This window comes from Paenibacillus sp. FSL R5-0923, from assembly GCF_038009145.1.
Classification (GTDB): domain Bacteria; phylum Bacillota; class Bacilli; order Paenibacillales; family Paenibacillaceae; genus Paenibacillus_AQ.
The window spans coordinates 4,445,849-4,460,360 of record NZ_JBBPAT010000001.1; the positions used below are offsets into that span (position 1 = coordinate 4,445,849).

At 42.2% G+C, this 14,512-nt stretch carries 11 protein-coding genes; 5 read left to right on the forward strand and 6 right to left on the reverse strand.

Annotated features, from left to right (window positions below; translation table 11 throughout):
• Window positions 1–155 precede the first annotated feature (155 nt).
• The 3 genes from MKX35_RS19775 to MKX35_RS19785 all read right to left on the reverse strand — a co-directional run bounded on the left by MKX35_RS19775 (window position 156) and on the right by MKX35_RS19785 (window position 4,986).
• Complete coding sequence (locus MKX35_RS19775) at window positions 156–1,466, reverse strand: ABC transporter substrate-binding protein (protein ID WP_076299056.1); 1,311 nt, start codon at window positions 1,464–1,466, stop codon at window positions 156–158.
• Between the two features lie 185 nt (window positions 1,467–1,651).
• On the reverse strand, window positions 1,652–3,430 hold the full coding sequence (locus MKX35_RS19780; RefSeq protein ID WP_076299055.1) for a sensor histidine kinase: 1,779 nt from the start codon (window positions 3,428–3,430) through the stop codon (window positions 1,652–1,654).
• Complete coding sequence (locus MKX35_RS19785) at window positions 3,427–4,986, reverse strand: response regulator transcription factor (protein ID WP_076299054.1); 1,560 nt, start codon at window positions 4,984–4,986, stop codon at window positions 3,427–3,429. Before MKX35_RS19785 ends, MKX35_RS19780 begins: the two co-directional genes overlap by 4 nt.
• 389 nt (window positions 4,987–5,375) lie before the next feature.
• Here MKX35_RS19785 and MKX35_RS19790 point away from each other — a divergent pair, with 389 nt between their 5' ends.
• On the forward strand, window positions 5,376–5,597 hold the full coding sequence (locus MKX35_RS19790) for a DUF3955 domain-containing protein (protein ID WP_076299053.1): 222 nt from the start codon (window positions 5,376–5,378) through the stop codon (window positions 5,595–5,597).
• A 104-nt stretch (window positions 5,598–5,701) separates the two neighbouring features.
• Here MKX35_RS19790 and MKX35_RS19795 read toward each other — a convergent pair whose 3' ends face one another.
• Window positions 5,702–6,595, reverse strand: a complete 894-nt coding sequence (locus MKX35_RS19795) for a hypothetical protein (protein WP_076299052.1) — start codon at window positions 6,593–6,595, stop codon at window positions 5,702–5,704.
• A 471-nt stretch (window positions 6,596–7,066) separates the two neighbouring features.
• On the opposite strand from MKX35_RS19795, the gene MKX35_RS19800 reads away from it, so the two are divergent.
• Entirely contained in the window at window positions 7,067–7,609 is a 543-nt protein-coding gene (locus MKX35_RS19800) for an RICIN domain-containing protein (protein WP_076285732.1), read from the forward strand.
• Between the two features lie 82 nt (window positions 7,610–7,691).
• Here MKX35_RS19800 and MKX35_RS19805 read toward each other — a convergent pair whose 3' ends face one another.
• A complete protein-coding gene (locus MKX35_RS19805; RefSeq protein WP_076299051.1) occupies window positions 7,692–9,188 on the reverse strand; it encodes a glycoside hydrolase family 43 protein in 1,497 nt (498 codons plus the stop codon).
• Between the two features lie 139 nt (window positions 9,189–9,327).
• Between MKX35_RS19805 and MKX35_RS19810 the strand changes: the two genes are divergently transcribed.
• The 3 genes from MKX35_RS19810 to MKX35_RS19820 all read left to right on the forward strand — a co-directional run bounded on the left by MKX35_RS19810 (window position 9,328) and on the right by MKX35_RS19820 (window position 12,127).
• On the forward strand, window positions 9,328–10,191 hold the full coding sequence (locus MKX35_RS19810) for a helix-turn-helix domain-containing protein (RefSeq protein WP_076299050.1): 864 nt from the start codon (window positions 9,328–9,330) through the stop codon (window positions 10,189–10,191).
• 111 nt (window positions 10,192–10,302) lie between these two features.
• Window positions 10,303–11,439 (forward strand): glycosyltransferase family 61 protein, encoded by a 1,137-nt coding sequence (locus MKX35_RS19815; protein ID WP_076299049.1) that lies wholly within the window; start codon window positions 10,303–10,305, stop codon window positions 11,437–11,439.
• Between the two features lie 142 nt (window positions 11,440–11,581).
• Window positions 11,582–12,127 (forward strand): TetR/AcrR family transcriptional regulator, encoded by a 546-nt coding sequence (locus MKX35_RS19820; protein WP_076299048.1) that lies wholly within the window; start codon window positions 11,582–11,584, stop codon window positions 12,125–12,127.
• Between the two features lie 92 nt (window positions 12,128–12,219).
• Here MKX35_RS19820 and MKX35_RS19825 read toward each other — a convergent pair whose 3' ends face one another.
• Window positions 12,220–14,493, reverse strand: coding sequence for a glycoside hydrolase family 3 protein (locus MKX35_RS19825; RefSeq protein WP_076299047.1), 2,274 nt, complete (start codon window positions 14,491–14,493; stop codon window positions 12,220–12,222).
• Window positions 14,494–14,512: the final 19 nt, after the last annotated feature.

The window sequence follows — 14,512 nt, forward strand, 5'->3', positions numbered from 1 at the left end:
TGCGGGCTTAGCCCTGTCTTTATAGTTTCCACTCCACTCCGCACCCTTCTGTCTTATATATTAGAGATGAAAGCCCCTGCTACCTATCCTTCTGTATAAATCCAATTTACAGGAGAAGAAGGAGCAAGGGCATCGGTTGTACAGCCTAAGTGCGATTAGCGAATTTGAGTATCCGCTTGCTTCTGCGCATCTTTCAGAACAGTGTCTACATCTTTGCCACCTAGATAAGATTGTACTGCTACAACCATAATGTCCTCGATTGCGTAAGTGTTCATGCCATAGTTGACGTTAGGAATTTGCTCGGTCCATGCTGCAAAGTCTGATACGACCTTTTGGCCTTTGAAAAATTCATCCGCAGCTGAGTAAGCTTCACCGCTCGCCGCAGCTTTCAAGGTGCCGATAACACCAACTTTTGTATTCAACGTCTGATACAGTTCAGCATCAGAAGCAAAAGTCTTAGATAGGAACTCAGCTGCTGCTTCTTTACCATCTACATTCATTACGTACCAGGAACTACCTCCAAGGTTGGAAGCGTGAACAGAGCCTTCTGTTGCTCCTAACTTAGGTAGTGGAGCTACTGCCCATTTACCAGATTGAGAAGCTTCTGCTTTAATCGAAGGTGTAATCCAGTTACCTGTAGGTACACTAGCCACTTCACCACCATTGAATGCACCTACAAACTGACTCCAGTCTGAAATTACTTTTACGATACCGGAATCCATCATTTCTTTGTACATTACAAGTGCCTCTTTCAAAGCAGGGTTGCTTTCTATAGTCGGAGTCTGACCATCATCTCCGGTATACCATGCGCCCGCCGATTGGATCATCACTCGGATAAGTCCTAGATCGTTCGGATCAAGTGTTAGCATGCTTTTGCCGGTTTTCTCTTTTACAGCTTTACCGATCTCGATATATTGCTTCCAGTCGATATCCTGTAATGCATCCAGGCTGTAGCCTGCTTGCTCGAGATAGTCTGCCCGTACATACATTCCAGTTACGCCAGAGTCAAACGGAACACCGTATTGTTTGCCGTCAACACTGGTAGGGCCAATCTTATAATCCGCAAAGTCAGCAGCCTTTACAACATCCGTCAATTCATAAAAAGAATCTGGATAAGCTTGTAAGAAGCTCTGTGCACGATAATCTTCGATCAACACAATGTTAGGAAGACCCTTCGTGGAACCAGAGTTTAGCCCCGTATTCAGCTTTTGAACGATATCAGCTTGCGCGTTCTCAACGACATTAACCGTTACGTCCGGATTAACTTTCGCATAAGCATCTTTGGCAACATTCATAGCGGCAATGTTAAACGCCGGGTCCCAAGCCCAAACTGTAATCTCTTTTGGCTTGCTGCTACCTTCGGCACCGGAGTTACCAGAGTTGCTCGTTTCATTTTTCGTTCCACCTGTGGAACATGCCGACAGTAGAACCACACTAGCTAGCATTACGGATAATAATTTTTTCACTACGTAAACCCCCTTGATAGTCTGAAAAATAATAAAGATGGAAGCGTTTTCTCTGCTACGCCTCCATCTTATCATTTTGTATTCGTTTTCTTTGGCAGTATCTTTGTTAGCTTTGGTGATATTATTGGGTTCTATTTTGATTCTCATATCGACTCTGGTACTATTTTTAGATTCATGTAAAATTTTTAGTTTTTTAACAATGGAAGCGTAACAACGATTTGTGTACCTTCATTCCGTTTGCTTGTAATATTAATCCCGTATCTCTCACCGTATAACAATTTGATTCTGTCATCCACATTCCGTATACCGATCCCGGAGAACAGTTGGCGTTTGTGCTTCGAAGCTGGTAGCTGCTCCTCTTCCAGCAAATTCGGGTCAAGATCCATTCCATCACCGTTATCTACAACTTCACATACTAGTTGCTCTTCCTGCACGGAAATCATGATGAGAATTCTTCCCTCATCTTTAAGGTTGAATGCATGAAAGAATGCATTTTCGATAAAAGGTTGAAGAATTAGCTTCGGCATATGATAATCCAAGCTCTCTGGCTCCACAAAGTAATTCACACGGATCTTCTCACCATATCTCACGTGATTGATATACACATAATGCTTCAACGACTCCAATTCTTGACTAACAGGAATGGTAGAATGAACATCGCTTACTGTATTTTGCAGGAGTGAGATTAGTGAATTTATCGTTCCAGCTGCTTTTTCCTTATTGCCCTGCTGCACCAGAAATTTGATAGAAGCCAGCGTATTATATAAAAAATGTGGGTTAATCTGCATTTGGAGTGCCGCCAGCTCCGCATTACGTTGTTGCTTTTGAGTCTCCATCAGCTTATCAACATAATCATGAAGTGAATCAAGCATAAAATTGAAGGCGTTACCTAACTCCTTAACTTCATAACTACTATTAGTGACATCTACATGATTATCGAAATCACCTGTAGGAATACTCGACATCTGTTTAACGAGTACACGCAAGGACTTCGTCATTTTTCGGGTAATCAAAAAAACAATAATGAGCGATATTGCCACGATAGTCATGATTGTCAGTGTCACCGCTTTGGCATTCACCATCTGTCCGGTCACGGCGTTCTTATCTATCAGGTTCACCATATAAAAATCAAATTCAGGTAAGTATTCCGAGAAAACAATTCGTTCATTCCCCATCACATAGGTAGAATCGCCATTTTTACCTCCATCCTCTACTTCTTGCAGCAGCTTTTTATCGCGGAGCCCAATCATTTCTGTCTTGCTGCTGGATACAATTAATCCCTTCTTATTCAGCAACACGACGTCATTACCCTCACTCGTAAAGTTAGCATAAAAGGGCTTGAAATCTCGATCACGAATGGCTACGTACATGGTGCCATAAATTCTTCCGGTCGAATGATCAAATAAAGCTTTGGAAGCTACCAGCATAGGCTCTTTCACGTTCTCTTTATTTTCCCTTAGATCGAGCTGGTACAGGATTTGATCAGGATGGGATATGGTTTCCTTCGTTATTGGGTGAGCCATTAGTTCATCTGCAGAAATGTCCCAATACCAAGGATCTGTTGAATAACTCCTGCCATTTACACCCACGATCATGATACCAACATCAATGGCGCTGAGGTTAGAGCGGATTGCCCGCATGCCCTCTGTCATGTGATATGTTTTGATCGCAAGATTCACTGCATCCGTCTCTCCGCTAGATAAATAGTTCCGGATAGCTTCATTTTGAGCCATCATAGTAGCACCGGTAGCAATAATATTGTTATACGATTCCAGGTTTGTCTTCATCTGATTCAGCAGTTTGCCGTTTGTAATACTAAAGGTCTGTAAAAATAATTTCTCCGACATACTAATTGTAATAGCCAGCGTCAAGAGTGATACAGTTACGATGCTAATTAGGGTCACGAGAAACAGCTTGAGGAATAAGCCCTGCTTTCTAATATTGTTAATGAAATTTCCAATCATGGCTGCTCTACGTCCCGTCTCCGGTACCGGCTTGGAGAAATGCCAGTCTGCTTTTTAAATACCTTGGTGAAATAACTCTGATCTGAATATCCCACGCTTGCGCTAATATCGGAAATTGATTTTTCTGTTGTCTCGAGCAATTCCATAGCTTTTTCCAAACGGACTTTATTCAGGTACTCACTAAAGCCTTCTCCATTATGGGCAGTAAAATAACTCGATAAATAAGAAGCATTGAAGTGGAACTGTCTAGCTACCCCTGTCAGTGTGATCGGATCTGCATAATGATTCTGAATATATTCGAGTAGCTTTGTCATATTGGGGTTAACCGATGAATTCGTCTCACCAATCGTGCGCTCAACTTCTCGAATGAATGCTTCGGTAACAGCAATAGCATCACTTGCATACATCGCTTCATCTATTTTTCGGAAGTAGTCGTATTTGGTCTCCTCCAGACCTCCGATCTCACACTTCATTTTTCCAAGCGTGGTCGCTACGTTAAATATAAAGTTGCCCAATAGCGATTTAAATTCGAAAATATCAATGCGATAATCCATTGAACGCAGATGGACATATTCAAGAAACTCTGTAAATGCCTTCTGGAATTGCTTACGTCTCAACTGGTCCATTAATTCTCCCATATCAATTTCCTGATATGCTCCCGGAAGACCCGGCAAGTGATCATTCTCAATCAGACTTCGTTCTGGCAAGTAGAAACTGTATCGTGTAAGCTTCAAGTAATTGTCTCGATAAATCTCACCAAGTCTCTCAAAGTGCGCGAAGCTCTGACTGATAATAAAATGTGTTTCTCTCACACGATGTTCTATTTCTGAGATCAGATAACGGAGTTCAATCACAAGCTCGTCCCAATGTTCTGGATTAACGTTAAGCAAATAAATGACCGAGTCGTTAACAAACTTTAACCGAATAAACACAACATCGTCCAAAGCTAACTTTTGAATTCCTCTTTCGATTTCATTTGCGAACGTTAACTTATCACCAGAATCTTTAATATGCTTCATATCTGCTCCGAAAATTGCGAATTGTGCGTGTGGAAACTTGGAATGAAGCAAAGCAGGTTCTAGCACTGACTCATAACCCGTCATGAGCTTCTCGATCGCGAACAAAAGCTGCTTTTCCTCTGGATCTGCCCCTGGGTCGCTTATCTTCATCCCTGCCATCTTAGCTGTAGTTTTATTTAGGATGGACAACAGATAATCGGCTTCCAGCTTTGGCTTAAGGATATAATCTGCTACCCCACTCTGAAATGTGGAACGGACATAATCGTATTCACTGAAGCTGCTTAAGACGATTACTTCAATGTGTGGGTACTTCTCCTTAACGATCTTGACTAGCTTCTCCCCGCCCATTATTGGCATTACGATATCCGTAATAATAATATGAGGATTCAGCTCATCCATCATACTCAGTGCTTCAACACCGTTAGAGGCCTCTCCGACGATTCGATACCCTTCTTGTTCCCAATCCAAAAGATGTTTAATTCCCTGTCTAACCAGCATCTCGTCATCCACAATCATAATCTTAAATATTGGTTTCATATCTGCCCCCTTGCAGCTGTTCAACCTGTTATTATGTTCATTCACTGATTGAACAAATTTAAAAAGTCATACAAATGACCAGAACGCCATTCCTTCATACTATCGAAGCATTGGATGTAACCGTTTTCTATTTATCTGTTACAGTTCAATCCATCCGACTCGGAGCGACCTTCTATACAAATAAAGCCTTGAGACTTACTTAAATTTGTTTAAACCAAATAATAGTCCTCACCAGCAATTATGGTCAAGTCCCCATTTTCAAATCCAATTCCAAGCACAAGTTAATTCATATGATTTACAATAATGATATATCGAATTACAATAAATTAATGTTGATTCGCGAGTGTTTTTTGTGTATTATATGATTATCAAGCAAAGGAGAATGTCATATGAAAAAGAAATATCTATTAGCCGCTTCACCATTATTATTAAGCATCATCAGTTTAATGATCTCACGTATGGTGGGTTCAAGCGTGGGACCGGATGGAATCTTGCATGAGCCGGCTTTTTTCTTAATTCCGCTTAGTTACCTATTTTTTTTCTGCAGTATTGTAGCATTCCTATTCGTAGGTCTCGGGTCAGTCCTCAATAATAGAAAAAAGATTTCGTAATAGCGTTGTGTGGGGACATTAACTTTTATAGCAAAAAGAAAGAAGCCGCAATTTTTTCGCGGCTTCTTCTGCGTTGGATGTTCATTTTAAATTTGACATGGACTCTATAAACTCAATTTCTGCTGGAGTAAGACTACCAGCTCTTCAGCTGTATCCCAAACGATTGGACGGATATTTTTCACTTGTACAAAAAGATCATTGGCATCGCTGCTGTTCACAGTCCAAATCACTGGAATGTTCAACCCGAGCGCATATCCTGCAGTAAAATACACTTCAGGAGATTGGCCGGTTAAATCAGCGATAATCAGTTTACTCTCCTCTATAAGCTCCAAAGAATACGGTTCAAGGTTTTGCATTGACGTATGCCTTAGTAACCGTGGTATATAACCAAACTGCTCGATTTTAGGAAGCAGCTTATCCACCCACTCCGTGTGCAAATCCTCCGCATCTGACAATAGAACGATACAGGGTTTTAATTTTTTGCCTCCTGCGATTGCGGCAGCTTCATTCCATCCCTTGTCCGTCAGCTTAAAGGTCATGCCTTCCCTGATCATAAACTGCTCGTTAATCAGCTTATCTATGATATATACCAGTTCTTGCAGATTAGGCGAATACGTTAGGTTATAGCTACTGGAGAGTGGCTGAATAACAACGGATTCCCCAGGGGCTTCAGAATGTCTGTATAAGTATTGCAGTAAACGGTTTCCTTTATCTTCAATCGTCACTGGAATTTTCGAGGAATTTACAATGGATTCTAAATCGTCGGCCGATAGACTGACCTTTTCTCCACGATCTGTCCGCTCCCGTATATAAGCCGATATCACATGAAACATATCGCGTTTCTTTGGATGCGCGAGAGAATTTATAGGCTCATAGCTGTCTCTCAATAAGTTATAGAACCCGTCAGGAGAACAATTACAGCCTGAAAATCTATCGTAATCACCTTCCGATGTAATGGATACCATCTCATCACAGAACAAGCAGTATTTCTTAATCATTACAACTCATCACCTCTTATTCATTGATATCCCCTTACCTTACCAAGAATATCTTAAAAAGTAGACAAGAAGATATTTCCTTTAGCACTGAACAAAGAAGTGAAATATCATAAATGTCCACAAAAAACACTGACTTGTATCCGTGTCTTTTTATGGTCCGATGAGTATTTTTTTGGTTTTTGATATGCTCATTTAAAGCTGTTGATAGTATTATTTTTATATAAATAGCGAAAAAAATCATATTGACTCATTATTTGATATTAAAGTATATTCTTAGCAAATGAACCATTATTTTATTATATTTTGTCTATTTACTTTTGAGGATAGAGTCCTTTTTCAAATTCTATCAAATGACAGGCATTATATTTACTGATTTAGGAGGTGATTAAATTGTATACATAAAACTTGTTTTTAAAATGGACAGGTCGCAAGTTAAGAAATTAAATAAAATTCAAGAAGGAGTGTATTTTCATGAAACGAGTTCAAATTAGGTACGGGGTGAAAATGTTTTTGGCACTTGTGTTAGTTGTATCTGCATCATCACTCGCACTAACTTCAACGACGCACGCTGGAGTGCCAATTCCTCTCAAAATTATCAATGAACACAGCAATAACGTGCTGTCAGTCAGCGGAGCGGATTCACAAGCAGACGGTGCACTTATCGTACAATACATCGATCAAGGAGCAGAGTATCAAAAATGGTATCTCGAAATTGCAGAAAACGGATATTATAATTTCAGAAACATAGCTAGCGGAGATTTATTGGATGTCAACGGAGCATCTTCATCCGATGGGGCCAGTGTTATTCAATGGCCGAGCAATAACGGGTGGAACCAACAGTGGGAGCTTATTCCAACCGGTGAAAAAAACATGTATAAAATTAAAAACCGAGCCAGTGGCAAGTTATTGGATATATCGGGACAAGATAAAACCAGCGGTGCGCAGGCCATTCAATGGAGTGATAACGGCGGTCACAATCAGCACTGGTATATAGAATATATACGGAAAAATTAAGCTATTGCCGAATACAAGAAATGGCGGTGCAGGGAAACATCCCGAGCATCGCCATTTCTTAATTTAACATATTTTGGGATTGTTATTCCTTTTGATAGCGGAACCAATCATAATATGCGATTGTTCGGTTGGTAGAGTAGTTATACATCCCAAAGAACACTCCGGTAAATCCGCCTGCCACTTCTGTAGAGATCAAGTGTGTCTCCGCTTCACCTAGTGGATGCCATAACTGATCTGCACCTCGATAAGAGAACAAATATTTCTCAGGTAATGCTTGAATCTTCAATTCTACGACTGTGTCTTCAAATGGAGAAGAATATTTCACATCACTTATGCTACCCACTTGTCTTTCCAGCGTAATCACATTTTCACCTTCTACCTGGGTTAGTCCGATTGCGTAGTGATACATCTGATCCATAAACACAACAAGACCCGCTTCATCACCATCTAGTGGGTTGAATTCCATTTTAGTGGAAATTTCACAAACCAAGTGGTGCTGTCTACAGCCAATAAATGCAGGCGTTCCCTGTTCGCTTAATCTCACATCCGCTCCATGTAATGCTAGCCACCCTGGTCGCTCCTGCAAAGACCAATCGACTTTTTTAGCATTGCGAATAAAATTCCAGCTCATTCCTAAATCAGATGGATTAAAATCATCGGTCTCAGGCTCGTCTTCCCATAGCACTGGTGGTGGAGTGTCAGCTTCCATTTCTAATCCAACAACACCGTGATCTCCAATCATCGGCCATCCATCTTCACTCCAATGGACCGGAGCAAGAAATGTCTCTCTGCCAAGATGATGTCGATATGGATATCCTACTGGTCTAATCCCTAGAAATACCGCCCACCAGCTGCCATCCTGTGCTTCTACCAGATCGCCATGTCCCGTAGCTTGTATAGGGTAATCCGAGCTCCGGTGAGTCAAAATGGGATTCCGGGGTGAGGATTCATAGGGTCCATAGGGTGATTTACTTCTTGCTATGGTTTCCATGTGTCCATATTCTGTCCCACCTTCAGCACACATTAAATAATAGTAGCCATTTATTTTATAAAGATGTGGTCCTTCAGGAAATTTACCGCCACTGCCTGTCCATATCAAACGAGAATCGCACAGCTTATGGCCCGTTTCAATATCAATCTCACATTGGTAGATTCCCATACCATCCTTGGTGCCAGTGCTTGTAAAATATACTTTTCCATCGTCAAAAAATAGGGACGGATCAATCCCTTCCTGATCCACATAAATAGGATCCGACCACTCACCTGCTGGATTCACCGTCCAAACATAGAAATGTCCACCGCTATCCTGATTTGTCGTCACCATGTAGAATCGACCATTATGATGACGAATGGTTGGTGCCCACACCCCTCCAGACACGACCGATTTATCAAATTGAAGCTGGGAATCACGTGTTAAGCAATACCCGAGCTGCTTCCAATGGACTAAATCTTTACTATGCCAAATGGGTATTCCCGGAGAGTAAGCAAATGAACTGTTTACCAAAAAGTAATCCTCGCCTACTCTGCAAATGCTTGGATCTGGATAAAAACCTGGTAATATCGGATTGTTATATTTCATGAAGCATTCTCCTTTTGTTGAACATTTGCATCTATGTCAAGGATTATACTCCACTAACTAAACGATAAACCTTGATTATCCAGTCGTAAAATAGCATGATATAGACATTCATCTAGACATACTTTTGGAGGGTTACGAATTGAGCGAATTTTATTTGAATTGGTTTACATCAGATCAGAAATTCCCATTCTTTATTCAATACGGCTTTCACGACAATGATACTGACCTTCATAGACATGTGGACTTTTCAGAGCTCGTAATCGTCTTGAGTGGTACTGCTACTCATATTGTGAATACCGAAGAATCATTCATCAAGAAGGGGAATGTTTTTGTGATTAACGGTTCAACCCCACATGCTTTTAAAGATCCTCAGGATTTTAAGATCTGTAATATTATGTACAAGCCTGAAATGCTCTCGACGGCTGGATCGGATCTGCGAACTTCGAATGGCTTTCAGGCGCTGTTTGTATTGGAACCGTTGTATCGTCATAAACATGCCTACACAAGTAAACTAAGCTTGCCAATTCCCATGCTGGAGTTTGTCACTGCACTCATTGCCGGTATGATTGAAGAATATAGCCACAAGCTTCAAGGATATCAGACGTTGCTCGTCTCACGGTTTATGGAACTGGTTGTCTATTTATCAAGGCATTATGAAAAACAGGATAAAGGCAGCCAGGATAATCATCTAATACATTTGGCGAAGTCGCTCTCTTTTATGGAAGACCATTATCTTGAAGCGTTGTCGCTGGATCAAATCGCCGTACACGCAGGGATATCTATTAGACACTTAAACCGAATCTTTCGCTCTTACTATCAGACGACCCCTATCTCCTATCTCCATCGATTGCGTCTGGAACGGGCTTGCAGCTTGTTGAAGCATTCTAACTTCAGTATTACTCAGATCTCACATGAAAGCGGGTTTAGCGATAGCAATTACTTTACACGACAATTCACCAAAACCTACGGTATGTCTCCTAAGGCTTATCGGAAAAAACTCTAAAGGAACTGTTCACTCGCCCTTTTCAGAAGGAATTGTGTCGTTAAGTTCTTTGTTCCATAGAATAGCTTAATGATGTTTCTGGAGTTCTACTTGGTCAAAAGAGGTGAAACGATGAGATTTTCTGTGAACGGGGGAGCGCCCTCTGGTTATTACCGGAGCATCTTGGAACTTGAAACAGAATGGGGACAAAAAAGAACTATCCATGAAGCTGGACAGGTTATTCCGTTTGATTTCGGTCAGGTGGCTGAGTTCACCGCTCCTAAAAGCATTGAATCGAGTATTCATCCTGCACTGACGCCTTATTGTTTACAGCCGTTTGGCGGATACGTAGCCACCATCTCGAGTGGAAGGGTATGGGGAGAATCTGGTGCTGTTCTATCTCCGGAGGGAAAGCTGATCTTTGATCTGTCACAGGAATATGACGCCGTTCAAAATAGAATGCTAGAAGCAGAGGAACACCCTGTGTTCCACCGGTGGAATGATCCAAAACTTCAATACTTAGAAGGAACCGTGGCTGTGTTGACGTTTTGCGGAAGCCATAACTATTTCCACTGGTTGTATGATGTGCTCCCTAGGCTGGCGATGCTCAAAACGAGTGGAATTCCTTATACCTCTATCATCATGAATCCAAATCCATATGGACCATTTGTGGAACAAACCTGGGCTATGCTCGGTATATCAGAGTCTTCAGTAATCCGGACAAATCCTGAAGCTTACTTTGAAGCTGATCAGCTACTTGTCCCTTCTTTGATGATGAATTCCCACTATCCCCCGTGGACCACGGATACGCTACGTAAATTATTGCTGCCTCATAGGGAATCAACACTCGCTACACCTGAGCGTATTTATATTTCTCGAAACAAAGCAAGCACCAGGCGCTTGATTAATGAAGAGGAAGTTATACGCTGCCTTGAAGAATATAGCATTCAACCTATTTATCTTGAGGATTGGACAGTTGCCCAGCAAATCCAGTTATTCGCTTCGGCAAAGGTAATCATGGGAGCACATGGCGCTGGACTGGCCAATCTGGCTTTTTGTCAATCTGGAACACAAGTTATTGAAATTGTTCATGAACAGCATGTCGTTCCAACGTATTGGATGATCAGCAACCATAACGCTCTTGATTATTACATGATGTATGGTCAAGGCTGGCCAGATCCTGCTATTCGTTTTCCGGGATTCGAAGATATCTATGTTGATATAGATCGTCTGAAGCAGATTTTGCATTTGACAGGTTTGAATACTTAGCCCATCGTCATTGAGCTTGTCTACGCTTCTTAAAGAGAAATTTGCGGGTTTCTGGTTTTTTAAAGCGATGTGTGTGTTTTGTTCAATACTGAACAGGTCCTATAAAAGTGTTCATTTTTTTTGAAAGTAAGGAGAAAATCAAATGTCTAAAGTGGATAGAAGGATTCTTAAATCACAAGAAGCACTTAAAAAAGCTGTTATTGAACTGATGTCCGTGAAGAATTTTGACGACATTACCATACAGGATCTCTCCGACAAGGCAAATGTAAGCCGAGGAACCATTTATCTTCATTATCAGGATAAATATGATTTGTTAGACAAGCTTATCGAGGAACATATAGAAGTTCTTAGAGTACTTTGCGAATCGGCAGCAGAATTAGATTTCATCGAGGCCACGTTGAAGTGGACGGAATACTTCGATAATCATTATTCATTTTTCTCTATGATGCTTGCGAGCAAAGGCGCCCCTTATTTCCGTAATCGGTTCTTAACCTTTCTTCAAAAAGAGTTTAGACATGAAGTAAATGTAACGGAAGGGATAAACCACGGATTAAATGAAGAGGTTATCATTAGTTTTGTGGCATCAGCTTATGCAGGGGTAGTGGAATGGTGGTTCAAGAATGAGAAGCCTGTAACACATCAAATCTTGGCTGAACAACTTGGGACTTTGTTGGAAAGGAATTTATAGCTCCACCATCGGAAAACCGATTGATATACAAAGCACCGTCTGATAAAATTCTTCAGGCGGTGCTTTGTTTTTATTTTTCCGCAGAACGGTTCTTATTTCCGGTAATTCTTCGTTCTTTCATCCTCTATAACACCATTCCAATTCATTCCAAAGGCAAAATCATATACATTTCCTTCTGAATCCGCATGACATTCCATGTCATGTGCCACATCTTCCAGCTGCTCTTCTACCGTTTGCATACCTGATGGCATTTGTACTGGGAGCAATCCCGAAGGCTCCTCGGCACCCGTTAACACCTCCATAAGTGCTTGATCCTGTAACCCAAAATTAACAAGTATAGCATCAACCTCTCCCTCAAATTCAGCAACAACCGAAGGATTGGACAATAACATCGACACAATTACCGGTTTGTCTTTCATCAGCTTGCGAGCTTCCAGAACACGATCCAGATCGCTCTCATTATGCGTAACAACGGTTTTTCCTTTATAAGAACGGTTGAGTACATCGTTATCTCGCGCATCTCCAGCTAAGCTCTGCTCCCGAGCATGTTCCGCAGTGTACGGTCTATATTGCAAGCTAATGGGTACATAGCCGTTACCGCCTTGCTCAGAATCTTCCTGACTAAAGCCTACTCCTGATTTAGGACTGCTTATGAAGACAAGAGCAAAGTCTGCTTTTTCCGGCTGATCTGTCACATGATAATATTTAGACACAACATCCAGGTTCACCGGATATTCTGTCTTTTCCGGCGTTGGGTTGCCGAACCAATCCTTTCCTGCTGGAGTATAACGCTTCGGAACATATACGGTTTGTTTCGCTGCCAACGGCAATACCCGATTTTTGTTTTTCAGCAGCACGATCGACTTCAGCTGTGCTTCATAGCCTGATTGCATAAACTCAGGATTCCCAACAATCAGAGCGCTCTCCTCAGGCTTCAAATACGGGTTCTCGAAGAGACCCAGACGGAAAATATTAAGTAGAAGCCGAACAGCTGACCGCTCAAAGCGATTCCGCATCCATACCTCTCCATGCTCAGCTACTCCCATTCGGTATGCTTCAAGGACGGGCTCCATCTCATTATTGCCGCCGAATTGGTCAACGCCTGCCATCAAGAGCTTGTAATGCCGTTCTGCGACGGACATACCCTCTACGCCCCAAGGTTTACCACTGAGAAAGGAATCCTTACTATCTGATTCGTCTGCTGTAATGAGCCAATCTGTGCACACAACGCCATCGTAACCGTATTTTTCCCGAAGCAGATCGGTAATAAGATAGGAACTATAAGAATTCCCGACATTCTCCCCGTTCAACTGATCTTGATCTGTAGAAATTGTGTAGTATGGCATGACCGCTGAAGCCTGCTTGGTTGGGCCATCCAGCTTAAAAGCTCCTTCTGTAAAAGGAATAAGATGTTCATCAAAGTTACCGCCCGGATAGACAGCATATTTGCCGCAAGCATAATGTGCATCCCTTCCGCCTTCCCCGGAACCACCGCCAGGCCAGTGTTTTACCATAGCGTTCACGCTGTCATATCCCCAGCCTTCGTTAACCTCCCTGTCATCTTCCGAGCTCTGGAAGCCGTCGACATAAGCCTTTGCCATGTCAGCAGATAACTTCGAATCCTCGCCAAAAGTGCCGTTAAAACGAAACCATCGTGGATCTGTAGCAATATCGATTTGCGGCGATAGCGCCGTCCCTAGACCAAGTGCACGATACTCACGTGAGGCAACTTGCCCGAAACGATAGGTGATCTTCGGATCGAAGGTTGCCGCAAGGCCCAGCGTCTCCGGCCACATGGAGATTTGCCCACCAGCGCCAGCATTAAACTCTGAATTAGAATCTGAGCCATGGCGTGGGTCGGAGCTGTTGTTGGCTGGAATCCCAAGGCCGGTTCCTTCTGCAAATGCCTGCACCTGGTTGTTCCACAGGGCAGCAATTTCCGGACTTTCCACGGTGGTCACCAGAATATGTCTTAGATGGTCCTGTGCCAGAAATGCTAATTGTTCATCGGTAAGCTCCCATGGCTTAGCTCCGCTCTCCTCATAGGATTTACCGTTATATGTTCCTGAGAACCAGCTGCTACTAAGTGCTGGGATGGATTGATGACGACTATACAGCATGAGTCCAGCAATTTGTTCAATACTCATTTGTGAAGCTAGATCTTCAGCCCGCTCTTGCGGCGTCAATCGCCAGTCCTCATATTTATCCAGCTTGCCATTACGATTCAGATCTTTGAAGAACAGTCCGTCCTGCTCGAGAATCTGCACTCCAGAATCAGGGGAATAACCCAAGGTTGGACCGCCCTTATTGCTTACGTAAGAAATGGTATGAAGGCTTTTAGTGTTAATAGTCTCTCTCTGATTCATATGGTTTCCCTCCACTGTT